Source organism: Bradyrhizobium sp. MI1.10, assembly GCF_055811035.1.
Genome location: NZ_JBVVPN010000003.1, coordinates 343,355 through 368,257, shown reverse-complemented (window position 1 = coordinate 368,257; position 24,903 = coordinate 343,355). Strand labels below are relative to the sequence as shown.

At 61.7% G+C, this 24,903-nt stretch carries 13 protein-coding genes and 1 pseudogene; 8 read left to right on the top strand and 6 right to left on the bottom strand.

Going from position 1 to position 24,903, the window contains the following annotated elements:
• Positions 1-327: 327 nt before the first annotated feature.
• Complete coding sequence (locus tag AC0L3K_RS05830) at positions 328-528, bottom strand: hypothetical protein (protein WP_473365586.1); 201 nt, start codon at positions 526-528, stop codon at positions 328-330.
• A gap of 1,308 nt (positions 529-1,836) precedes the next feature.
• On the opposite strand from AC0L3K_RS05830, the gene AC0L3K_RS05825 reads away from it, so the two are divergent.
• The 5 genes from AC0L3K_RS05825 to AC0L3K_RS05805 all read left to right on the top strand — a co-directional run bounded on the left by AC0L3K_RS05825 (position 1,837) and on the right by AC0L3K_RS05805 (position 11,155).
• Positions 1,837-2,280 (top strand): CBS domain-containing protein, encoded by a 444-nt coding sequence (locus AC0L3K_RS05825; RefSeq protein WP_473365585.1) that lies wholly within the window; start codon positions 1,837-1,839, stop codon positions 2,278-2,280.
• A gap of 402 nt (positions 2,281-2,682) precedes the next feature.
• Entirely contained in the window at positions 2,683-4,689 is a 2,007-nt protein-coding gene (locus AC0L3K_RS05820; protein WP_473365584.1) for an NHL repeat-containing protein, read from the top strand.
• 342 nt (positions 4,690-5,031) lie between these two features.
• On the top strand, positions 5,032-8,277 hold the full coding sequence (locus tag AC0L3K_RS05815; RefSeq protein ID WP_473365583.1) for an ABC transporter substrate-binding protein: 3,246 nt from the start codon (positions 5,032-5,034) through the stop codon (positions 8,275-8,277).
• Positions 8,278-8,964: 687 nt separating this feature from the next.
• Entirely contained in the window at positions 8,965-9,528 is a 564-nt protein-coding gene (locus AC0L3K_RS05810; RefSeq protein ID WP_473365582.1) for a hemerythrin domain-containing protein, read from the top strand.
• 1,387 nt (positions 9,529-10,915) lie between these two features.
• A complete protein-coding gene (locus AC0L3K_RS05805; protein ID WP_473365594.1) occupies positions 10,916-11,155 on the top strand; it encodes a hypothetical protein in 240 nt (79 codons plus the stop codon).
• A 266-nt stretch (positions 11,156-11,421) separates the two neighbouring features.
• On the opposite strand, the gene AC0L3K_RS05800 is transcribed toward AC0L3K_RS05805, so the two are convergent.
• The 4 genes and pseudogenes from AC0L3K_RS05800 to AC0L3K_RS05785 form a co-directional block, all read right to left on the bottom strand.
• Positions 11,422-11,856, bottom strand: a complete 435-nt coding sequence (locus AC0L3K_RS05800) for a hypothetical protein (protein WP_473365581.1) — start codon at positions 11,854-11,856, stop codon at positions 11,422-11,424.
• Positions 11,857-13,732: 1,876 nt separating this feature from the next.
• Positions 13,733-14,878 (bottom strand): annotated as a pseudogene (locus AC0L3K_RS05795) (ISL3 family transposase); the annotation flags it as partial.
• Between the two features lie 229 nt (positions 14,879-15,107).
• Entirely contained in the window at positions 15,108-15,536 is a 429-nt protein-coding gene (locus tag AC0L3K_RS05790) for a GlcG/HbpS family heme-binding protein (RefSeq protein ID WP_027566723.1), read from the bottom strand.
• Positions 15,529-18,540 (bottom strand): FAD-binding and (Fe-S)-binding domain-containing protein, encoded by a 3,012-nt coding sequence (locus AC0L3K_RS05785; protein WP_473365580.1) that lies wholly within the window; start codon positions 18,538-18,540, stop codon positions 15,529-15,531. Before AC0L3K_RS05785 ends, AC0L3K_RS05790 begins: the two co-directional genes overlap by 8 nt.
• A 230-nt stretch (positions 18,541-18,770) precedes the next feature.
• Here AC0L3K_RS05785 and AC0L3K_RS05780 point away from each other — a divergent pair, with 230 nt between their 5' ends.
• From AC0L3K_RS05780 to AC0L3K_RS05770, 3 genes are all read left to right on the top strand, one after another.
• Entirely contained in the window at positions 18,771-19,970 is a 1,200-nt protein-coding gene (locus tag AC0L3K_RS05780; protein WP_473365579.1) for a pyridoxal-phosphate-dependent aminotransferase family protein, read from the top strand.
• 61 nt (positions 19,971-20,031) lie between these two features.
• Positions 20,032-20,829: an enoyl-CoA hydratase/isomerase family protein gene (locus tag AC0L3K_RS05775; RefSeq protein ID WP_473365578.1), complete on the top strand. Its 798-nt coding sequence runs from the start codon at positions 20,032-20,034 to the stop codon at positions 20,827-20,829.
• Positions 20,830-20,923: 94 nt separating this feature from the next.
• A complete protein-coding gene (locus tag AC0L3K_RS05770; RefSeq protein ID WP_473365577.1) occupies positions 20,924-21,046 on the top strand; it encodes a hypothetical protein in 123 nt (40 codons plus the stop codon).
• Between the two features lie 29 nt (positions 21,047-21,075).
• On the opposite strand, the gene AC0L3K_RS05765 is transcribed toward AC0L3K_RS05770, so the two are convergent.
• Positions 21,076-24,531: an autotransporter outer membrane beta-barrel domain-containing protein gene (locus tag AC0L3K_RS05765; RefSeq protein ID WP_473365576.1), complete on the bottom strand. Its 3,456-nt coding sequence runs from the start codon at positions 24,529-24,531 to the stop codon at positions 21,076-21,078.
• Between the last annotated feature and the right edge of the window lie 372 nt (positions 24,532-24,903).

Below are 24,903 nucleotides of genomic sequence, written 5' to 3'. Positions count from 1 at the left end.
CCCCACCCCACCCCCCCGGGGGCTTCTTTAAAAAAAACCAACCCCCCCCCCCCCCCCCCACCCACCCACCACCCCCCCCCCCCCCCCCCCACCCCCCCCCCGCCCCCCCCCGCGCGTGGTCAAGCCGGGTCAAAATGGACAAGTACAATATCGGGCCAGCCCCGGTGTCGGAGATTTTAGCGCTAATTTCGTCTAGATGGCGAAAATAAGTTCGCTATCACCGATGCGCGGGTGTCGACAGTTGACGAAGCGCGATAATGGCGGACTGGCTTCTGCCGTGTCATAGAGATTTGCAAATGGGGAACACCGGCCGCCGAGCTACTTGACCTAGATCATTCGTTCCTTAGTGGCCCGCAGGCTGCGGATGTAATAGCCTTGTGCCTGAACGGCTGACTTGATTTCGTTGCTAACCTTGAGAACTCGTTTTCTGCTCTTTCGCCAGGTATGTGCAGAGCAAAGCGTAGGTACGGGAGAGCCTGTACTTAGAACGAGCAAGCCGCGCTTGTCATTGCGATAGACATCAAACATCGTTCGCCCCCTCTGACCATATTGAACTAAGAATGGAATATGTTTCGGTTGTCTCAATGGCCGAGCTTAGTATTTCGGTCCGCTGTGCGGGTTGTAAATCTGCAACGCCAGCGACTTTCCTTCAGTTCGTTCCGGATACGGAACGAACTGAAGCAAGCCCCGGCCGCCGTCAAATTGCTGCGTATGCAATTACGTCAGTCACGATGTGTTTCGGATGTTGTTGATCGGGGGGCGGAATCGAGCGGCAAGCGGCCGCCGCCGTCTTCACGGAGTCGCCCCGTGTGGTTGCTCTTGCACGGCAGCGCCGACACGTCACCGTGGGCGGCGATGCATCTGGCCCGTAGGCGATGTAGCTACATCTTTCGCTGACTGCCTGTTCAGTAAGAATAGCCGACTAGACCTGCTCGGGCTCTGCGCTTCGCGTTTTGACCCTGGCTGCGTGAAAACGTGAAATCTCGCGTAGCGCGGAGAATCTGCTTCTCAGATGGAGCGGCGTCGCAGTTCAGTATGCTCCTCACGCTCCCGGAACAGGCTTCTGAAGGAATGCTTTTCTCTGTAATTTGTGCGGCGCTGCATTTTTTACACAGCCAAGACCCATTGCGGACCTGACTGTCAAACGCGACGCCACATTCAAATTTCAAGTAAGTCTCGGCCCGTAGTCTAGATTGTGGTCCGAATGCTGATGCGTAATGAAAATGTTTTTTAACGCGTTTAACCCAAGACCAGCTTGCACGATCTGTCGGGCAACGCCGTTGCCACAACAACAACGTAAAGGGAGCCCCCGGCTACAATGGCATTTGAAGGTGCAGCTCGCCCAACCTGCAAGGGCGGACCGCCGGTGGTGCCCAACAACACAATCGTGCGGGCAGATTGTCCTGCCGCGAGCCTCGGTGCCAGCGCCGGTGCGAGAAGTGCTCCTGCGGAAATCTTTAGCGTCTCTCGTCTGTTCAACGTCAGCGCAATCCCTGACGGTCACCGTTAGTCACCAGGTTATCTCAGAATGCTAAGTTGGTTTGGCCGCGAACACTGAAAACGGCGGAGATTTAGGGGGGGACGAAGTCGGACCTTCGCTACCAAAAAATTCTCACGCACCGGCGTGACACCAGATGCCGACCTGAGCCGGCTGACAGCGGGTTACCATTGCTGATTTGCTGCGGCGTGCTGCTAACGGTGAAGGCTGGCACCAGGCGGGAGCCCAGAGGCCCGCTCGCGATCTCAAACCAGACCTGACGCGGCAAGATATTTCGACTATTCTTCAACGCGGACTCATCGAGGCGGTGCGGGACAGGGCCCACGAGAGGAAATCGAGTGAGCACAGTAAAACACGCTCTGGCTCAGAAGAGCGGCGCCCTGATCCATGTTCGTTCCGGCGACATGGTCGTCGAAGCCTTGCGCCAGATGCGCGACAACCGAGTTCGCTCGGTGCTGGTCATCGACGACGAGGTGCTGGTCGGTATCGTGACCCAGGGGGACTGCGCCATCAAAGTGCTGCTGCCCGGGCTCGATGCGAAGCAGACGCCGGTGGGCCAAGTGATGACGGGCAACCCCGTGACGGTCAAGCCGGACGATCAGCTAGAGGGCTGCATGGCAATGATGGCCCAGCGCAGTTTTCGCCATCTGCCAGTGGTGCATGCGGGCAAGGTCGTGGGCGTGATCTCAATCGGAGACGTCGTCAAGAACATCATCCGGGATTTGGAGCACAACGTGGACGACCTGATGGGCTACATCATGAAGGACGGCCCCGGGGGCTAAACCAGACGAACCGCGCCGTCCCGTCGCCCCCGCGCATGTCCGATGGTGGCCCTTAGCCGGAGGTCGATTGAGCGCGGGTCATGTCGGCCGTCAGGGGGCAAACCGGACGCCGATCCAATTTGACGCCCACCGCTGCTTTTGGACCCAGAGCCGACACGAGAGGCCGCGGCAGCTGGGTACGGAAATCAATTCGTCGGCCGAAAACGCATAGTCCCGGACTAATTTCTGCTCCAGTCTGCAACGGCTGATATTCCCAGCGTTACCGCGAATGCATGCGGTGCAACCCTTCTCGGGCGAGGCATTGATCTGGATCAAGACACAATCCGGTCCGTGCACAACGTTGGGTTTCGCGGTTGGGCTTGGCGCTGGCCGATCGGGAATGAATTGGTTAGGGAGAAATTTATGAAACTCGCTCGGCAAATCTGGCCCGCTATCTCCATGCTTGCTGCAATTATGTTGTCAGGTGCAACAGCGTCCGCACAACAGCTCGAAGGTCAGGTCCTCCTGGCAGGTGAGCCGATTGCGGGAGCGGCAGTCACCCTCTGGACGGCAGGTGCAGATGCGCCTACGCAGCTCGCTCAGGCGCAAACCGGGGCAGATGGCCGCTTCGCACTCGCTACATCCGCGGCCGGGAATAATGCCCCCGTGTATCTGGTAGCCAAAGGCGGCACGCCGACAGCCGCCACGAACCAAGCCAGCAATTCCCTCGCACTGGTGGTTTTGCTCGGAAATGCGCTGCCTAATACTGTCACAGTCAATGAACTCACCACAGTAGCCTCAGCGTTTGCTGCCGCACAGTTCATCAAGGGCGAGTCGATTATTGGCAATCCGTTAAGCCTGCAGATTGCTGCCGCGAATGTCCCGAATTTGGTCGATCCGGCGACCGGGGGGTGGGGCAAAGTACTTTTAGACCCGCTCAACAGCACCCAGACAAGCACGCTGGCGAACTTAGATACGCTCGGTTCGCTCGTCACCGCCTTCGCTACAGTAGCCAACGACGATTGGCGCGCCCGTTTCCTCAAGGCTGCAAGTCTTCCCGATGGAACGACGCCGAAGAACACTTTCGATGCGTTGGCCGGTATTGCTCGCCAGCCCTGGGCTCAACCCAAGGTACTCTTCGCGTTGTTCAACGAAGCGTATCCGCAACCGAAGGACGGCGCTCGGCGAAAGGCTCCATTTGTGCCGTACTTGGCCTACGTTCCGGATGACTTCGTGCTCTCGCTTGCCTTCGCAGGCGGCGGCGTTTACTCGCCCGGTCGGCTGATGTTCGATGCTGAGGGCAATCTCTGGAGCGGACAAAACTGGATGGCCGGCTCGCAGTCGGGCGTCAACCAGAGTATCGGCGGCGGCGTGGTCAAACTGTCTCCCAACGGAACCGCTCTTTCGCCAGCGATCACCGGCTTTACCGGGATGGGTATTGATGGCGTCGGTTGGGGCACCGCCGTGACGAAGGACAAGGTATGGCTCACGAGCTTCAACGGAAAGATCCTGGTATTGGATTTCAACGGTCGTCCCATCGGTACAGAGAGCGACTTCCCGTTCAAAGAGAAATTCCTCGGCCTGATGGGCGTCGGCGTTGCCGCGAATGGTGACGTCTGGATAGCCGATGGATCGGACAATCAGTTGCTGCACTTTCCCGGCGGTCAAGTGAAGGACGGCCGAATCGTAAAAGTCGCCGGGCTGAAGTCTCCCTTCGACATCGTCATCGATGCCCAAAATCGCGTTTGGGTCAGCAACTCGCAGTCGGACCAGGTCGTGCGGTTCCCCGCCGATGATCCGTCCAAGGCGGAGTCATTCCGCGCCGGCATTGGCGTTCGCGCCCTCGCGCTCGACTCGAAGGGTAACGTATGGGTTGCAAGTAACATGTCGCTCGACTTTCCCCCGCCCGTCATTCCAGACGGCGCGTCGATCATGGAGCAGTTCAAAATCGCCGCCGGGCATATGCTCAAGGTCCTCGAAAGCAACCCCAAAATGGTCACCGGCGTGGTCAACATGATCCGCCCCGATGGCTCCCAGCCTGCTCCCACTGGCTTCGCCGGTGACAAGGCAGTAAGCGTGCCCTGGGGCTTAAATATCGATGGCAACGATGACGTCTGGATTGGCAATTTTTGGGGCCGTGGCGTGGTGCTGATGGCCGGAGACAACACGAAGGGCCACCCGACAGGCACAAAGACCGGCGATGTCATCCACGTTTTCAAAGGCGGCAGCATCCAGATGCTGACCGACGTGTCGATTGATCCGGCGGGCAACATTTGGGCGGCGAACAACTGGAACGACCTCAACGGCGCCGCCGCGCCCGATCCGCTTCGCCCGACTTCGACACGGGGCGGAGGTTCGGGCATCACAGTTATCTATGGAGTGGCTGCCCCGGTGAAGCCGCCGCGTATGGGAATGGTGCGCAGGCCGTAGGCGTGGGGTTCGCGGCGGGGCGTGAGTCCGCTTGTGGGCCGAAGGCGAAGTGGCGGCCCCCTCCACGAGGTTCGCTCACCGAGGCGTGGCGGACCAGATTTGCTGCCGTTGAGTTCTTCGCATGTTGACCCAAAGCTGCCCTTCCTGACCGCGCCGGTGGATAGTCGGGTCGGCTGGAAAGCCGACATTCGCACTGTACTCCTGCGCATGCTAACCTATCCTATTCGCGTCGGAATTTGCCTGCGTTCGAAATTGCATAGCTAATACGGAGACGAACCTCCTAACTGCGGCCGCGGGGGATGAGAGTTCGCTCAGATGGTTTCGCCTGTTCGGAAGGCGCGCATGACGCAGAAGGTAGAGCTACCGCCCACCAAGTCAAAATTGGCCCTGTTGAGACGGCTGATCCTGGGCGCTTCCCTGGTGCTGGCTGCATCGCATCCTGCCGCTGCGCTCGATGCCGTATCGATGCAGCTCAAATGGAAGCATCAGTTTCAGTTCGCCGGCTATTATCAGGCGCTCGAGCAGGGCTTCTACCGCGAGGCGGGTCTCGAGGTCAGCATCCGCGAGGGCGGTCCCGGCATCGATGTCGCCGAGGCGGTTGCCGGCGGCAAGGCCGATTTCGGCGTCTGCAATGCCAGCGTTCTGCGCGAATGGTCGATGGGCCGCCGGCTGGTCGTGCTGGCCGCCATCTTCCAGCACTCGCCAGCCGTCATTCTGGTGGCGCGCCGGGCCGATATCAGCAACGTCTCGGAACTGCGCGGCCGGACGCTGATGGACACGCCAGGCAGCGACGAGATCGCTGCGATGCTGACGCGCGAAGGGGTCAACTACGACGCCCTGCCGCGCGTCGCTCACGGCGGCAACCCGCGCGATCTGTTGGCCGGCAATGCCGACGCCATGGTCGCCTATAGCACCAACGAGCCATTCGTTCTTGATCAACTCGGCGCCTCGTACCGCATCTTCTCGCCCGAAGCGTCCGGCATCGATTTCTACGGTGATAATCTGTGCACCTCCGATAGCCAAGTAGAGGCCCATCCTGACCGGGTGGCGGCGTTCAGGACGGCCAGCCTGAAAGGCTGGGCCTATGCCTTGGCGCACAAGCAGGCGACGGTCGACCTGATCCTCAAGAGCTATCCTGCAAAGAAGAGCCGCGAAGCGCTGATGTTTGAGGCGGAGCGCACGGAGATATTGGTCGGTCGCGATCCCAACTGGATCGGTGAACAGGATCCCGCACGCTGGCAGAGCATCGCGGCGACCTACCGCAAGCTTTGGCTGTTGACGGACGACAAGGTGCCGGAGGGACTGGTCTGGAAGGCTGGCCATGACAGCACCCTGCGGCGCTGGCTGATGGCGCTGCTGATCGTAACGGCCGCATTGGCAGCTACGGGCCTGGTCGCGTACCGAAGTCGCCGCACACTGCGGGACATTTTCGGCCGATTGGGCGCGCTTCCGCGGTTTGTCAAGATGCGGCGGCCAAGACTGAGCCTGATCATGGCGTTGCTCTTCATCGGCCTCAGCATTCCAGTTCTCATTTTCATCCTGATCTACAATTACAACAAGAACTCGGCCGGCATCGTATCGATCCTGAACGACGCGGTGGCGCAGACCAGCCAGGGCGGCGTTGAACGCACCCAGGATATGATCGAGAACACGGAAAGCCCGCTGCGCTTTCTTGCCGAGGTGGCCTCCGCCGATCCCGGCTATTTCCGTGCCGAGCAAAGCCGCGATCTGCTGTACCGCGCCCTGACCTCGGCCGCGCATATCGACGCTATTTATGTCAGTTTCGAGGATGGTTATCATCGGGTGGTCACCCGTATCGACGAGGACCGCCGGCGCGCGGATCCCAAGATTCCTGCGGCTGCCAACTGGCATTCCAGCTACATCGATGCGATCACCTATGCGCTCTCACGCGTGCGCCATCGCACCTTCTTCGACATTTGGCCCCGTGAAGTCGGCAAATACGATGTCGGCACCGACACCGATATCCGCACCTTGCCCGGCTATCAGGCGGCCAAGACGACGCGGACGCTCGCCATGACCGAGCCTTCGGTCAATCCGGATACCGGCTTTCCCATTATCTCGTTGCGGGTTCCGATCTTCCGCGGCGTCGAATTTCTTGGCTGCGCATCGGCCAACATCACCGTGGACGTGCTATCGCGCTTTCTCGACAAACATCGCGCCAGCGCCGGAAGCATCACCTTTGTCGCCGACCGCAACACCGGCAAGATCATAGCGTTTCCGGACAAACAGAAGGGCGTTCGCGTCGAAAATGGGAAGATTAAGGTCGCAACTCTGGCGGATATCGACGATCCCGAAGTGCGCGAAGCTCATCGCCAGCACACGCTTAAAGGCGCCGACAGCTTCGTGTTCCAGTCCCCGACCAATGGCGAAGATTTGATCGCGGCTTTTGCCAATTTTCCGGGCGGCTTCGGTCAACCGTGGCAGGTGATCACGGTGACGCCCATTGACGACTTCGTGGGCACGTTGAAGAAGACCAATCAGTTGATGATGGTCGTGATCATTGGTCTCACCATGGTCGAGTTGTTCTTCATCTTTTTCGCCTCTCGCCGGCTATCGCGTCCGGTTGAAAACGTGTCCCGGCAATTGCAGGCCATCGAACGTCTCAATTTCGATGCGCCCGCGCGTCCGCCCTCGAATATCCAGGAGATCGCGAAGCTGGAATCGGCCGCTTCGTTGCTAAGAACGTCGCTGAAATCGTTTTCCTCCTTTGTTCCACTCGATGTGGTCCGCCAGCTCATCAAGTCGGGCATTCCGCTGACCCTCGGCGTCGAGCCGCGATTCCTCACCGTGTTCTTTTCCGATCTGGAGAATTTTTCCAGCCACTCCGAAACGCTCGCGCCCAACGATCTCTTGGTCCAGATCTCGACCTATCTCGAGGAGGTCTCGGCTGCGATCTCAGAAGAGGGCGGCACCGTCGACAAATTCATCGGCGATGGCGTCATGGCGTTCTGGAATGCCCCGGTTGAACGCTCCGACCACGTGCTACGCGGCTGCAAGGCAGCATTGCGTGCGGCACGCCGCATGGAACGCGTCAACGATGCCTGGGAGGCGGAAGGACGTCCGCGAATCCACATCAGGATCGGGCTCAATTGCGCCAACGTCCTCGTCGGCAACGTCGGGTCTTCGAACCGGCTGAGCTACACGGCCTTGGGGGACGGTGTGAACGTTGCCGCCCGCCTGGAAGGCATCAATAAACAGTTTGGCACTACGATCTGCATCAGCGACAGCATTTACGATCAGGCCAAGGCGGACCTGCTCGCGCGGCCGATCAAGCGGGTTCAGGTCAAGGGCCGCAAGACCGAGTTCATGATCTACGAATTGCTCGCTATTCGAACCTGTGACGATTCGGACCTGAAGGTCCGCGATCGAGATGAGCAACTGAGCGCGATGACCTGGCAGGCCTCGCAAAAGTTCGAGTCTGGCAATTTTCCTGCGGCAGAGCATGCCTACCGTGACATCCTGAACGAGTTTCCTGAGGATTCCCTGGCGAAGTTCATGATGGCGCAATGCGCGGGAAAACGACGATCAGATCTTGCCGTCGTTGCCCCTAACCGTGACGACAGCTGAGCAATAAAACTGCAGCTGCCTGTGTTTCGACCGGTCCACCATCATGTGGAGAACGAAACGATCGCGGCAATCAGCGGACCAGCTATAGCAGAGGCCGCTAACCGCCTTGGAGAAGGTAAGGCCGCCGCAGTTGGCTGCTTCTTTTATCACGTCGGCTGTTGGCCCATCGGGAAACGGCGGCAACCCTCCGGGACGTCCGCTCACCGAGGCATAGCGGACCAGATTTGCTCAGGTTGAGTTCTTCGCATTTTGATCCTAGGCGGACGTCGGTCGCTTGAACGTCCAATCCTCTCGTCTGCAAGACGCGCATACTGACGGCGGCATGCGAATCCAGGATACTCACTGACCAGCTCGATCGCGTGGGGAAGCGATTGCCACGGGCTGTCTCCGTGAGCCGGGCCCCCGTGAGATCCTGCCTGCCTCCCTGCTCGCCGAGGCGTAGACCTGCCGTCCGAGAAGAACGCCCAGCGCGCGTGGAGGTGTTCGAAACCGTTGCACGCATGCATACCGCCGGGGGCGGAGGATATTTACGAGGCCACAGGCGCATAACCGCGAGCCGGGTAAGCGTCACACAGCGCGCTCCGAGATTTAATACACCGCGTCGGCTCAGGTTTGATCTAGCGCAAAAACTGACATCGCCGTTCGGACTAGATTAAATTTTCTCAAGGTTCATCTGTGGAGGCTACAATGGTCATTGAGCTTCTAAGCCAAGAGCATCGCAATATTGAAAGGCTGCTCGCTGTCCTTGAGCGTGAACTAGAGATTTTTGACCGCGCGGGCCGGCCCGACTACGAGGTTATCCGCGCGATTATTAGCTATTTCGAAGTTTACCCGGAGGTGTACCATCATCCCCAGGAAGACTTGATCTTTGCCAAGCTAAAAATCCGCGATCCCGCTGCGGCTGCGAAAGTCGGCGATCTAGCTCGCGAACACCAGAAAGGGGCCCAACTTTTACACCGCGTCGCTCGGGCGGTCGACAGCGTTCTCGCGGAACGTGAGATTCTGCGCGAAGATGTGGATCTCATCGTTCGCGATTTTATCGCCCACGAGCGCCGTCACATCATGATGGAAGACCGCGATTTCTTTCCTGCCGCCCTCAAGGCTCTAGAGCCCCAAGATTGGACGGAGATCGCTTCGGTGATGACCAATCCCGAGGATCCGCTGTTTAGCGAGGCGGCCGAAGAGACGTTCGGTGCGCTACGAGCACATATCTTGCGGTTGGAGCAAGAGGCTGAAGCAGAACGACACTAGTCGGGCTTTCATCCGCATATAGGAAACGAGGGAGGTTCCACATGGCATCGGTCGCAATACCACATCAGGAAAAATGCCCTCGGTGTGGTTCTAGGGCAGTTCACCTCGAGTGGCATGAACGCGTCAACCCGCAGGAAGTCCAGGATCTTTGGCGCTGCGGGGACTGCAAAAACGAATTTGTCACCGTCACTTCTGACGAGAAGGAGCCGTCAGTCACTGAGAAGATCACCGAACGATTCTTTACGAGCCTCCTCATCTGATCAATGACGCCCGAGCAGGTCCCGACCAAGGTGTGATCAACCACAGAACCGCGCAGGCGCTAGGTATTACGATTCCTTCCAGCGCTGCTTGTCCATGCGGATGAAGCTGATGGACTGAAGTCGGCGAATGTCTGCCAAGCGAGAGCATAGAGACAGCATCCTCCAATCGCTTCCAACGATAGATAAGATTGGTGCACAAATCTTCGTCTATCAGATTAAAATTTCGAACAAAATCCGTCCATCACTTTCAAGGTCGGAGGTCCGCTTGTGGCCGATTTTGTTGCAAAAGTCGAAAATCGAACGACCCTGAAAATCTCGCGAAAGTTGATCTTTGAACGTTTCTCCAGCTGCATTGCCCTTCAATGCTGCTGCGGAGATCTGTGATTGATTTTGGACGAAGCGATATGGTCCCTCACGTCACCGCGCGTGAAGCGCATCAGCGGCTCTAAGAATTTTCGTTCACCACCCCAAAAAGACTTTTGCAACAATATCGGCCCATCTCGGACATCCTGACCGGCGCCGATGATGTCCGTCCCCGGAGCTCAAGCGGAAGTAAGAAGCCCGGACACCGAAGGCCGCTCGTGACCACTCTAGACGTCAGATGCTCCAGGACCGCCTTCCCCTTGAGAGCGCAGCAGCGCCGCGGCGCGCCTGCGCTCAGCAGTGCGCGAGATCAAAATGCGAGGGGTACGCGGACATGTCAGTTCGCCGAGATTTGCATCCAGCCATACGCCATTCCTACGGCCTTACCAGCGCCGCCGTCACCGGAAACGCGCCACGCTGCCACGCCGAAACATAGCGTTAGCATCAAGTTGGTTAGCAATAGCAGGACTGAGAAGAAGTGGCTCACACGCGCACCCGAAACAGAACGTCCCTCCAGTACGGACACAGATGGAGGATTCGAAAACTGCAGCTGCGCTGACCTAACCGCCTTTTCCACAGGTTGTAGAATGCTGGATCAACAGGTTCGAACTAGGGAGCGCAGCCATCGAGCGTTTCGTGCGGAGCCGGGGACTTCGCGCCGCGCTGATCGTAGCTAAGCGGCACGGCAGGAGTTATTATCTTGTTCTTCTCGCTCGGGATCATTCGGTTTCAGGAGTCTGGCAGTGACAAAAATCTTACGAGGAATGCTCCTCGCGGCCACGGTTCTCGCTGCTGCTAGTGCGGCGTACGCAGGGGGTGGCTGTGGCGAGGGCTGTCATAGGACAAGCGGTGGCGCATGTGTCGTTGACGGCTGGGGCACGGGAGCCAAGGTTCGGAACGAATGCCCGGCGACCTCTCGCCCCCGTCCACCCTGCGGCGGCGGGGACTTCATCTGGGACCGTACCAAACAGGCGTGCTTCCAAAACAACCGCAGCTGGTTCTGATCTCGCGTCCCATTCAGGCGCGCTGTACACAGCGCAATCTGATCTCACTGCGCGGCCTCAGCGTGGGTACGAACGAGTTCAGTGGAACAGCTTGACCATCATCTTGGCCAGTGCGCCGCTTCATGAGTCCGCTCTCGGCGGCGGCGCCGACGGGCTCGGTTCGCGTGCTTGGGATCAGGTGCGGACCTCCAGGCACGGAGCCGGATAGCGCTGGACTGCTATGATGGTTGTGCGGCCCTGCCGCCGGCTTACAGCTCAACTGCGGACTAACCGTCTTGGCAGGGAATACCGAAGTTGTCACAAGCGAGAGCGAATGACTCTTTTGCTTTTGTATCCTCGAAGCAGAAGCGAGTGCCGACCTCTGCCTGATCGATCCACCAATCGACGTTACTGCCTTTCGCGATGCGGGAGGCTTCGCCGCGTAACAGGTCGAGTTGTCTTCCCGCAGCACGAACGATCAGGCAATTGTTCTCTTTGGACACAATATCTTCTCCATGGCACAGGACGCCGAACTCGTTGGTACTAACAGCCGTGAACACGAAGGCCGCAGCGGGGGGACTGCTGCTGCGGCCCGAGCGGTCAAAAATTCCGGGTGAAAAACGATTAGGTGAAATATGCAGCCAGCTCCGGTGCGATGATCGTACCGCAGCATCTCTGGCTCGCAATATGATCAATTTCACAATCGGCAGAAGGCTTAACATGCATCAGTGCGCCGGCTCTCGAGTCCATGATGATCGGGAACAACTGGCAATATGGGTGCGTTCGCCTCCAGCTCCGGGCGATGTCTCGGAGCGGACGCGTAGAACTTCCGGCCTCAGGAATCATCGTCTGGTGCCGGCTTTTTTGCAGCATTGCCTTGGCGCCAGTTCGATTTAGCCGTTGCCTATGTCATTTGGCATATGAAAGGTGACGGTCGGAAGGCGTCGGGACTTTTTGGCAATTCAGCGGAAGCTGGCGGCACTGTCCGGGAGTATGAGGACTCTCCTCCATCGAACGAGAGACGCCCCGGCTTGAGGGCCTGAGGGTTGATGCCGAGGGCCGCTCCGCCAGCTCGAAAGAGAGGAGCCAGCAAGACCGCAAGCGGGGCAGTGATGCTAGGTTCCTACAGTTGTCAGGAGCCGCACATAGGTGCCGCTCTCATGCAGCTCCAGCCAGCCCTTCTCGACAGCGCACCTGATGCCGGCGCCGAACTCTGCGCCGCTTGCCTTGAGCGTGTAGAGGAAGGGGTAGTTTATCTTCTAGATATACCGCCTCGATGCCTGAAGCCAGCTGAACGAGCTGACGCGCGGCGGCTTCCGGACTGGCAAAACGGCGCTCGGTGACGTGCTTCATCGCTGGAATCAAAACCTCAAGCCCTATGCTTGGCCTGACTTGCCCTCGACTGTCATGCCAGTTTGGGAGATATGCACAGATCCTGCGGCGCCGCATGCCGAACAGACCAGGCGCACGCCGACGCACGAAAATCGCAACCGAGCTTGGAAGGCATATTGCGTCAGTCAGACGTGTGGCCCGAGACATGGGAATTTTGCTCCGAACCAAGAGGAGCGGCTGCACAGAGACGTAGACGTATAAGTCGCTTGTAGAATCGCTCTATGCTGGCTCAGCCAAACCTTACGGGGAAAGCAGGGAATGGTTAGGCCCGGCGCGTCTTACCGGACAAGGACGCGTCGGGCCGCGAGTGCGTAAACGCGCATTACGCAAGCTGGCGGCGCCTTGTCTTGGGAAAAATGCGGGTTGGCAAGCGAGCGCTTGAGGCTGCGGCTTGCGGCTGCTGAAATCGGTCTGACCCCAGCCCCTCGGTTGCCGCATCCGGCGCACACAAACCGCGGCTCGACATCAGAGAAGCGAACGTGGTCCCGCCCAACGATCGGCCCTTAGTGCAACGTGATGGCCGCAATGGCAGTGGACCAGGACATTCGCGCAGGCCCATCTCGCGCATCTCGCCGAACGTGCCTTCTGAAGCCGCATGCCGGATCCAAGTGTCGTGGCGGCGAGCATCCATTGGCCTGGCGCGGCTAGGCGAAGGTATTCGGCTTTAGGTCTTTCCCGTCCTGCGGCCGCTTTTTGGCAACCTGACCGAAAGCTGAGTCACACACTGAAATGCGCCCCGGAACACGGTGGCATCGCCCTGGAATGTCGCGGCGTCGACTCTGCCAGTCTAACGGGAAGCCCCCTTCGTACAGAGGCCCGCCGGCGATCGAAGGCGCACGCCCAAAGGGGAGGGCGCCGCCTCCGGCGCGGGCTGGTGGACAGTCCTGACGGATGCTTTCCATGTTACGCGGCCGCCTTTCTCGTCATTGGCGGACGAGCTTGGACCGCATACCGGCCAGCATCGTGTAGGCAAGGCGCCGCCAGATCAGGTTCATCAGGACTAGCATGTGGCATCCCCGTGTTCGATGCCGGCACTTTCGCCCCCCTCTGTTTCGGCGAGATTTCGCCGCGGCGGCGAAACGGCTTCGTGCAAGGTTGCGGTGGCTGCGGGTTCAGCTCTCACCGCATATGTGTCAATCGGCGTTCGACTGGGACCCCCTAGCGGCATCCAAAAGGGGCTCTGACGCAATTTTGGTGCAGCACTGGTCATGTGGCACCGATTAGTCGAGCCTGCAGCAAGTCGAGCTTGGCGCGTCCGTACATTTGGCGCTTCACCAGTTTGAGCTTGGTGATCTGGCCCTCGGTCTGTCCGTTGGACCAAGACGTTGTGATCGCTGCGCTGACGGCGGCCTTGTCCTTGATGACGCCGTTGGCGAAAGACATGACGAGGCTTGCGCGTGCCCGTTCCAACCATGGTTCAAGCTCTATGTGAGCCTTCTTGCGGATCATCGCATGGAAAGCGGCTATGATCTCTCGAGCTTCCACCAGAAGAGGAACGCCTTGCTCGATCGCCGCAATGGTGACGGTCTCTGACCTTGATAGTGTATCGCGGCCATTGGTCATCAGGCGGGCGATAGTTCTCGCGGACGGTACGCGCTGCAGGCTCTGAGCATCGGGCATTTCGGCACGCCGACGGCGTGTCGCCCATTCGGTAACGACTCGCACCGAGCCTCTAAATCCCTGCGCCTTGAGGCAACGCCACAGGTCGGCGCCATTACAATGACCAGCGGCCCACTGAACATCGAGCCATGGCAGGTAGTGCTCGAGCGAGCTCTCGCGCACCCTGAACACGTCGGATCGCTGACCTCGCAATACCCTGCGGATGAGGCCCCGGCTATGGCCGGTGAGCCGTACGATCTCCTTTATGGAGACGCCCGTCTCAGCCTGTTTGAGAATTGCCGCGTTGGTGTCTTCTCGCCGAAGATAACCCTCATATTGAATGCGCTCGGCGGCGGTCAATAAGTTGGGATTTATGGTGGCGGAGCCGACCGCGATGCGGACCTGGCGCATGGATTTGCGAACCGCATCCAGCAAGGCGTGGCTGGCGTTCTCCATGAGGTGCCAACGGTCGGCGACCTGGGTGGCGTGCGGGAGTGCCTTGGCCGCAGCAAGGGCGTAACCGCCGCCCCGGTCGCGCGCGACCACAGCGATCTGTGGTTGCCCCGCGAGCCAGGCCTGCGCAGTGGCTGGCTCTCTGTCGGGTAAGAGAGTGATCGGTCGTCGCCGCTCGAGGTCGCAGATGATAGTTCCATACCGCTGATTGCGCCGCCAGGCCCAATCGTCGATGCCGATAACGCTCGGCGCAGCAAAGGGTGGACACCCGCGCCTTCTAACCACCCGAAGCAAACGGTCGTAGCGCCATCACAAAAGGCGCTTTCCACGTCAAACCCGTGAGGGACCAGAGCCGACGGACGTAGGGCTCGCTGCATCATATTGATTCCTTTGTGAAACCAACACGAGCCGGCGCTTGAACTTCATCAAAAGTGAGTCAGAGCCCTTATTCCATGCCGAAACACAATCCTAGGCGACGCACTCCATAACGTCTTGTGAAGCGCAGGAGCTCTGCGTGCATGGACGATCACTATCCCGCGTTGGCCTTCAACCCCGCAGCCTGGATGCCCGCCACGGCACACGCCTCGTCATTGTCCGAGGTGTCGCCGGAGACGCCGACGGCGCCGAGCAGCGTCGTGCCGTCCATGATCAGCACGCCGCCGGGGACCGGCACCAGCGCGCCCTTGGCCATGGTGTTCACGGCGTCGATGAAATAGGCCTGCTCCTGCGCGCGCTGGAAGAGAGCGCGCGAGCCCATGCCCAATGCGAGCGCGCCATAGGCCTTGCCGTGCGCGATCTCGGCGCGCATCAGGCTGGTGCCGTCCTGCGCCGCGGCGATCTTGAGCACCCCGCGTGCGTCGAGAATGGTGACGACGAGCGGCTTCAGCTTCAGCTCGGTGGATTTCGCGAAGGCGGCGTCGAGGATCTTGCGGGCGGTGTCGAGGGTGAGGTCAGCCATGACTGGTTTCCTTTGCAATGGGAGTGGTTGTGGATTGGGTCTTCGCACGATCGAGGCTCATCGCGAGCACGCGCGCGACGTGAAGCGCCTCGCGCTGGGCGCCGTCGTGGATCTGGTGCCGGCAGGAGGTGCCGTCGGCAACAATCAGCGTCGCCTGCTCCGCACGGCGCACGGCGGGTAGCAGCGACAGCTCTGCCATGTCGATCGAGGCATCGTAGGTGTCCGCGCCATAACCGAAGGCACCGGCCATGCCGCAGCAGCTCGATTCGATGGTCTCGACTTCAAGGCTGGGAATGAGGCGCAGCACCTGCTCGACCGGCTTGAAGGCGCCGAAGGATTTTTGATGGCAATGGCCGTGCACCACGGCCTTGTCGGCGACGGCGCCGAGCGGCAATTGCAGCCGTCCGGCCTCGGCCTCGCGCACCAGGAATTCCTCGAAGGTCTGCGCGTGGGCGCCGACCGCCTTGGCCTCATCGTCCTGGCGCAGCGAGGCGAGTTCGTCGCGCAGCGTCAAAAGGCAGCTCGGCTCAAGCCCGACGATTGGGACGCGGCGCCCGGCAAAGGGCGCGAATGCGGCGACGAGACTATCGAGTTCGGCTCTGGCTTCGTCGACGAGGCCAGCTGACAGGAACGTGCGGCCGCAGCACAGCGGACGGCTGCCGCTCGCGGGCTTCGGCAGATGCACGCGATAGCCGCCGGCTGCGAGCACGCGCAGCGCGGCCTCGAGATTTTCGCGCTCGTAGATGCGATTGAAAGTGTCGGCAAACAGCACGACCTCGCGGCCGGCTTCCGGCCCGACCGTTTCGGCCGGCGGCACGAACACGTCGCTGCGGAAGGCGGGGAGCGCGCGGCGGGCGCTGATGCCGGCAAAGCGCTCGAACAGCTTTCGCAGCAGCGGGCTGCGGTTGCGCAAATTTGCCAGCGCCGCGAAGCGTGAGGCGAGGCCCGCATAGCGCGGGAGATAGGCGACGAGCCGGTCGCGCAAGGTCAGACCGTGCGAGGCCGCGCGTGCGGCCAGCACCTCGATCTTCATCTTGGCCATGTCGACGCCGGTCGGACATTCGTGGCGGCAGGCTTTGCAGGACACGCAGAGCTTCAACGTCTCCATCATCTCGTCGAAGGAGAGTGCGCCCGCGCCAAGCTGGCCGGAGATTGCGAGGCGCAGCGTGTTGGCGCGGCCTCGCGTCACGTCCTTCTCGTTGCGCGTCGTCCGGTAGGACGGACACATCACGCCGCCCTCGAGCTTGCGGCAGGCGCCGTTGTTGTTGCACATCTCGACCGCGCCCTGAAAGCCGCCGCCGGCCCCGGGATAAGCGGACCAGTCGAGTTTTGTCTTGAGCTCAGCGACGCGATAGTCCGGTTTGAAGCGAAACAGCGAGCGGTCGTCCATCCTGGGAGCGTCGACGATCTTGCCGGGATTGAGCACGCCATCGGGATCGAAGCGTTGCTTCACCTCGCGGAAGTCGGCGACGAGGCGCTCGCCGAACATGGTTGCGTGGAATTCGGAGCGCACCAGGCCATCTCCGTGCTCGCCGGAATGCGAGCCCTTGTACTCGCGCACCAGTTCGAAGGCTTCCTCCGCGATGGCCCGCATCGCCTTGACGTCCTTCTCCAGCTTCAAATTCAGCACGGGCCGCACATGCAGGCAGCCTTCGGAGGCGTGAGCATACATCGTGCCGCTGGTGCCGTGCTTGGCAAACACCTCGCCCAGCCGCGCGGTGTAGTCGGCGAGATGCGGCAGCGGCACGGCGCAGTCCTCGACGAAGGAGACCGGCTTGCCCTCCTGCTTCATCGACATCATGACGTTGAGACCGGCGGCGCGGAAATCGGCGATCCCGCTCTGGAGTGCGGGCTCTGTGATTTCCACCACGCCGCCCCATTTGCGCTTGTCGTTATTCCAGTTGAAGCCGAGATCGCCCATCAGCTCGCCGAGCTGCTTCAGGCGCACGAAATTGTCCGCCTGGTCCTCCTCGGCGAACTCGACCACCAGCACCGCATCCGGATCACCCTTGATCGCGGCGGAGATGATGGGCCGGAACATCGCGATGTCACGGCCGAGCGCGAGCATGGTGCGGTCAACCAGCTCGACCGCGATCGGCTTCAGCTTGACCAGATGCTGAGCCGCGTCCATCGCCTCGTAGAAGCTGCCGAAATGGCAGACGCCGAGGGCCATGTTGCGGATCACGGGCCAGAGCTTCAGCTCGACCTTGGTGGTGAACGCCAGCGTGCCTTCGGAACCCACCAGCAGATGCGCCATGTTGTTGCGGGCGTTGCGCGGCACCAGCGCATCGAGATTGTAGCCGCCGACACGGCGCTGCACTTTTGGAAAGCGCGCGGCGATCTCCCCGGCCTCGCGGGCGCCGAGATCGAGCATGTCGCGGAATAGGGCACGGGCGCTGCCGTTCGCATCGAGATCGGAGAGATCGCGCGACACCTCGCCGTATTGGCTCAGCGTGCCGTCGGCAAGCGCGGCCTCCATCGACAGCGTGTTGTCGCGCATGGTGCCGTAGCGCAGGCTACGCCCGCCGCAGGAATTGTTGCCCGCCATGCCGCCGATGGTGGCGCGCGAGGCCGTGGAGACGTCGACCGGAAACCAGAGGCCGTGCTTTTTCAGCTGGCGGTTGAGGTCGTCGAGCACGATGCCCGGCTCGACCACGCAGGTGCGCCCTTCGACGTCGAGCGACAGGATCCGGTTCAGGTGCTTCGAGAGATCGACCACGAGACCGTCATTGACGGTCTGGCCGCATTGCGAGGTGCCGCCGCCGCGCGGGGTCACCTTCAATCCCTCGTCGCGGGCGATCGCCAGCGCCCGCAAGGCCTCGTCCATGGTGCGCGGCACCACTACGCCAGTGGGCACGATCTGGTAGAAGGAAGCGTCCGTGGCGTAGCGGCCGCGGCTGAAAGCGTCGAACAGGACGTCGCCGGTCACTTCCCGGGTCAGACGTGCCGCGAGGCCGTCATTTTTGGCCGATTCATGTGATTTCCCGGGCACTTCCGCCGCCATGGTCCGCTCTTGCCTGTTCGCCGCCCCCGTCTTGCCTTCGGTCACGGCCCTTGGCAAGGCGAGCCCTGCTTCTTGTGCATTGACGGACCCCGCCGGGCGAGGGACAAGCCCGGCGAATAGTGATATTCGAGCGGCTTGCGCAGCCCTTGAGGCCAAAGGGCTCGAAGTCAAGTTGAGCTCAAAGCCAAGACAGACGCGAAAGACAGACTCAAAGACCGGGAAGGACGCCGATGACCGTGCATACTGGAAGGCATTTTCTCCAGATTCCAGGACCGACCAACGTGCCCGACCGGGTGCTGCGGGCGATGGACATGCCGACGCTGGACCATCGCGGTCCGGAGTTCGCCGAACTCGGTTTCGCCGTCCTCGCCGGCATGCAGCGGGTGTTCCGCACCAAGCAGCCCGTGATCATCTTCCCCTCGTCCGGCACCGGCGCTTGGGAAGCTGCGATGGTCAACGTGCTCGCCCCCGGCGACAAGGTGTTGATGTGCGAGACCGGCCAGTTCGCCGTGCTGTGGCGCGGTATCGCCGACAAGTTCAAGCTCGACGTCGACTTCATCCCGAGCGACTGGCGCCATGGCGCCGATCTCGCCGAGATCGAGAAGCGCTTGGCCAGCGACAAGCAGCACGCGATCAAGGCGGTCTGCGTCGTCCACAACGAGACCTCGACCGGCTGCGTGACGCCGCCCGTTGAAGTGCGCAAGCTGCTCGATCACGTCAAGCATCCCGCGCTGCTGATGGTCGACACCATCTCCGGCCTCGGCTCGATGGAGTACGAGCACGATGCCTGGGGCATCGACGTCTCGGTGGCCGGCTCGCAGAAGGGCCTGATGCTGCCGCCGGGCCTCGGCTTCAACGCCGTCTCGGAGAAGGCGCTCGCGGTGGCCAAGGCCAATCCCGGCATGCGCTCCTATTGGGACTGGCAGGAGGTCATCGGCTTCAACAAGCTCGGCACCTTCCCCTATACGCCCGCGACCAATTTGCTCTACGGCCTGCGCGAGGCGATCAAGATGCTGGAAGAGGAGGGGCTCGAGAACGTCTGGACCCGCCACAAGCGCCACAGCGCGGCGACGCGTGCCGCGGTCAAGGTCTGGGGCCTGGAGACGCAGTGCGCCGATCCTGCCGCGCATTCGCCGGCGCTGACCGGCGTGCGCGTGCCTGATGGCCATGACGCCGATGCCTTCCGCAAGGTGGTGCTGGAAAACTTCGACATGTCGCTCGGCACCGGCCTGAACAAGGTCAAGGGCAAGGTGTTCCGCATCGGCCATATCGGCCATTTCAACGATCTGATGTTGATGGGGACGCTCGCCGGCGTCGAGATGGGCCTCGATCTTGCCAAGATCCCGCACCGGAGCGGCGGGGTGTTGGCGGCCATGGACGTCCTGAAGGGACGCGACGCGGTGCCGATGACCAAGGCTCAGGTGGCTTAAAGGCTCAGGTGGCCTGAAGGCTCAGGTTGCCTGAGCCAACTTCGAGAAAAGAGAGCGCGCGATGAACGCACCGACGACCGCCAATGAAGACCTGCTCTACTCCGTCACGGACGGCATCGCGCGGATCACCTTCAACCGCCCGCAGGCGCGCAACGCACTGACCTTCGCCATGTACGAGCGCATGGCGGAGATCTGCCAGGAGATCAACACCGACCGCTCGATCAAGGCGCTGATCCTGACCGGCGCCGGCGACAAGGCGTTTGCCTCCGGCACCGACATTTCTCAGTTCCGTGCGTTCAAAACCGCGCAGGATGCGCTCGACTATGAGGCCCGCATCGACCGTGTGCTCGGCACGCTGGAGCAGTGCCGCGTGCCGGTGATCGCAGCGATCGCGGGGGCATGCACCGGCGGCGGCGCCGGAATTGCGGCGTGCTGCGACCTCCGCATCGGGACTGAAACGACGCGCATCGGGTTTCCGATCGCGCGCACGCTCGGCAACTGCCTTTCGATGTCGAACATCAGCCGCGTCGTCTCGCTGGTCGGCCCCGCCCGCACCAAGGATCTGATCTTCAAGGCGCGCCTCGTCGAGGCTCCGGAAGCACTGGCGCTCGGCCTCCTCAACGAAATCGTGCCCGACGTCGAGACGCTGCAGCGCCGCGCCGACGAGACTGCCAGGCTCGTGGCAAGCCACGCCCCGCTGACGCTTGAAGCGACCAAGGAGGCAGTGCGCCGCATCCGCCGCACGCTGTCGCGCGAAGAGGGCGAGGATCTGATCCTCAAGGCCTATATGAGCGAGGATTTCCGTGAGGGAATGGACGCTTTCCTCAACAAGCGCACGCCGAACTGGAAGGGCAAGTAGCGCGCGTCCTCTGCCGGTTGCGCCGTGCAACTATTCAAGTGGTTCCGCCTGTCGGAACCACAATTGCGCGCTTCTCCCTTTAGGCGAAGCCGGCATGCCGTTCTTGTTCGTCGACCACGAGGTCCAGGTGCCGCAGACCACGGCACTGAATGATGCGGCAACCGGCCGCGTCAGGGTGATTTTGGGCGTCTCCAGCCAATGGCAGGCGGGAAAGTAGGGCGGACCTCGTCAACTCACGACGCCGGTTCACCAGGCGTACTTGAACACGCCCTTGCCGGAATAGCTGGTGACATTGCCGGAGAACTCGCCGTCGAAGGTGCCGGCGATCGAGAAGCCGCTCAGCCATTTCATCTCGGCACTGGCGCTGACCAGCGCGGAGTCGGCGTCGACCCGGGCGCCGTTCACGACGAAGCTGGTGCCCGGCAGGGTCTGGAATAGCGCGGTGACGGCGCGGCCCGGATTGTAATCGTGCGCCCAGGCGGCGCGACCGCGCAGCGTCAGCACGCCATTCTGCATTGCGTACGATTTGTCGGTGCGCAGGCCGAGCTCGGAGCGGGTGTCGGTCAGCGATTGCGAGGCATAGTTCAACGCGAACAGTCCGCCGCCATTGAGGCTGACTTCGGAGTAGTTGGGCAGGTTGAAGTTCGTCACCTGCGCCGCCGCATAGGGGGTGAGGCCGATCATCGGCGTCGCGAAGCGGTAGCCGCCTTCGAAGCGGGCCGAGAAGGTGTCGGCCTTGAAGCGGCCCTGCAGCTGGTCGAAGCCGCCGGGCGCCACGGTGCGGTTGGTGGTGACGTCGTGCCAGCCATAGGCGAGCGCGGCGGAAATATAGGCCGGTCCGAAATTGTGCCGGCCGTAGACGCCGGCCTGGAACAGGTCTGCCGAGCCCGAACCCATCGCATTGGCGAGCGAGTAGCTCAGTCCACCGCCGCCGAGCGCAAAGCCCACCAGCGTGTCCACCGAAACCCTGTAGTCGGCGCCGGCCGCGCCGCCCCAGACCCGTGCGGTCAGGTCTTGCGAGCCGATGGGCGCATTGCCGCCGACTTGTGCCGAACCGCCATAGCCGGCAGTCCAGAGGCTCCAGCGGCTGGCCGGCTGCGAGGCAAGTAGCGGCGCCTTGGTCGCCATCGCATAAGCCTCGCGCTCGCGCGCGTTGGCGGGACGCATGGACGCATAGGCGGCCGCGTCGTCGCTCTCGGCGAATTGCGCCACGCTGCCCGCCTTGGCGAAACCGCCCGAGCGGCCGATGACGGTCGGGTCGAGCATCAGATTGAGGAATTGCCCGTCGGCATTGATCGCGGACTGGATAATGCCGGTGCCGAGTTCGCCCGAGGCCGTGGTCAGTCCGGCCGGCGTCAGCGCAGCGAAGGCTGCCGGAATGCCGCCGGTCGAGTTGAAGAAGCCGGTCAGCGTGTTTGCAACGTTTTGCTGGTTGACGGTGAGGCCGCCCCCGCTCGGCGCGAAGTTGACGTCGATGTTGAGGAACACATTGTTGGTGCCGTAGCTCAGCGACGCGTTGATCGTCGGTATGTTGGAGAGGACGGCTGGGTTGAAGGGGGTGCCGCCGAAACCGCCGGTCGCCGACAGGATCGTGTACTGCTTCTTGATCGTGCCCGAGCCGAACATCGCGCTCACCGTCGCGTTGCCGAGCGTGGCCGCGCCGTTGACATTGGCGAGGCTGGCATTGCCGGAGGAGACCTGCACGAGATAGGTCGAGGCCGCCGTGAAGCTGAGGGGGCCGTTGATCGTTAGCGGTGCGAACGAGTTCGTGCTGCTGCCGGGCGCGAGCGTGCCACCATTGATCGCGACGTTGCCGACGACGCCCTGGCCGGGCAGCGTACCGCCGCCGGCGAGTGTGCCGCCGGCATTCACGGTGATCGGACTCAGGATCGAGCCGTCCACGACGAGTTTGCCGCCGTTGATCGTGGTGGCGCCGGTATAGGTGTTGGCGCTGGACAGTGCCTGCGTGCCACCGGTCAGCGTGAGGCCGCCACCCGCGCCGCCGTCGTCGATGACGCCCGCAAAATTGCCGATGCCGTTGGTGATCGTCAGCGTGTTGGCGCCGATGTTGACGTTACCGGAACCCGCCAGCGACTTGATCGAGGTGCCGGCGCTCAGGGCCGAGATGTCGAAGAAGCCGTTGGCGATGACATTGCGCGAGGTCGCGATGCTGCCATCGCTGCCGCCGAAGTTGATGAGATCGAGCTCGCCGCCGCTCGCGATGGTCGTGGCGCCGGTATAGGTGTTGGTGCCGTAGAGCTGCTGGGTGGCGCCGCTGGCGATGACGACGTTGCCACCGGTGCCGCCCGCAATGCCGCCATCCCGAATGACGCCGCCGAAGAAGCTGCCACTGGTGATCGTCAGAGTCTTAGATCCAAGTGCGACGATGCTGCCGGCGGTCAACGAGAACAGAGCGTTCACCGACGTGCCGGAGGTTGTTTGCGAGATGTCGAACGTGCCGCCTGCGCCTGGCGTGAACGTGACGCTCGCCGAGTTCGCGATCGATCCGCCGCCTTTCATCGCCAACGTTGCGCCGGCATCGATCTGCGTCGTATTGAAGTAAGTGTTCACACCGGAGAGGGTCTGCGTTCCGCCAGCGACGTCAAATCCACCGGTGGTGCCCTGGATCACGCCTGCGAACTCGGTCGAGCCGTTGGTGATGAACAGCCCGTTGCCGCCCATGTTGACGACGCCGCTCGAGCCGCCGGCGAGCGTCGTGATCGCGGCGGATGACGGAGTGATTGCCGAGATATCGAACGTCGCGTTCACCGTGACGACGCTTGAGCTCGCGATGCTGCCGAAGCCGGAGATCGCAAGCGTCCCTGCCGAGATCGTCGTCGCGCCGGTGTAGCTGTTGAGGCCGGTCAGCGTCAGCGTGCCGGTACCGACTTTGGTCAGTCCGCCGCCCATGCCGGAGATCACGCCGTCGACCTGGGTCGAGGTGTTGAGGCTGCCTGTGGTGAGGGTGTGGGCGCCGAGCACGTAATTGCCGGCGCCTTCGATCGAGCCCCCGGTCATCCCGCCGCTGGTCAGGCCGGAGATATCGATGGTACCCCCGGCATTGTTGATGAAACGCGCGCTGCCGCCCGTGCTGGAGCCGTCGAAGTTCACCGTTCCGTCGTTAGTGATGGTCGAAGTGGCCGCGGTGGTGGCGTTGTGAAAGTTCAGCGTCGCCGAAGCGAGGTTGTTGATCGTGGCGCTGCCGGCCGAAGCGCTGGTGAAGAAATCGATCTGGCCGCCGGCGTCGTTCGTGATGATGACGGCTCCAGCCCCGACGCCGCCGCGCGCGGTGCTGCCGTTCTGGAACACCAGATTGTTGCCGGAGGTGACTTCGAAATTCTGCGTCGTCCCGGAATTGTTGACAATGCCTGCCGCGTTGACGGTGAACGGCTTGCCGATCGTGATGGAGTAGGCCTGGGCGATGCTCGTGAACTGGACGGTGCCAATGACGACGACACCGTTATTGTTGTCGACCGCTGTGCTTCCGGTGTTGGTGAACGTTGCGGTCCCGTCCGGCACGACCGGGCTGGTTGACCAGTTCGTGCCATTCGTCCAGTCGCTGGTGCCGCCGTCCCAGGTGCCGTCGACGGCATGCGCGGCGACGACGCCAAGCGCAGTGGTCGCCAACAGGGTCGCCAAGGAGTGGCGCACGGCGGATCGCAGCCCATATCCGATCCGCCCACCTGCCATCGGTTCGGCCATCTAATCTTCTCAAATCAGCAATGAATTATCGCGAGCATGCAACCCGGGCACGTACTGATGCCCGATACCCTGTGACATGATCTCATGGCGCCGCAACAGCCTGCAATGAACGGCTATCCATTCGCGCCGGGTTCTGGCCTGTTCCGCTTTGCATTTTCAGCCATCGTGGCCAATAGGCAACATATCCATGTCGCTCCCCATGCGCTCACGCGGGGAAGCGACCGGTGAAGCGGTGCGCCATATCCGCTGCCCGCGGTCGCGCGCGAGGATGGCGAGGACCTGATCCTCGAGGCCCATATAAGCGAAGATTTCCGCGAGGGAATGGACGCCTTCCTCACTAGCGCACGCTGAACTGGAAGGGCAAGTAGCGAA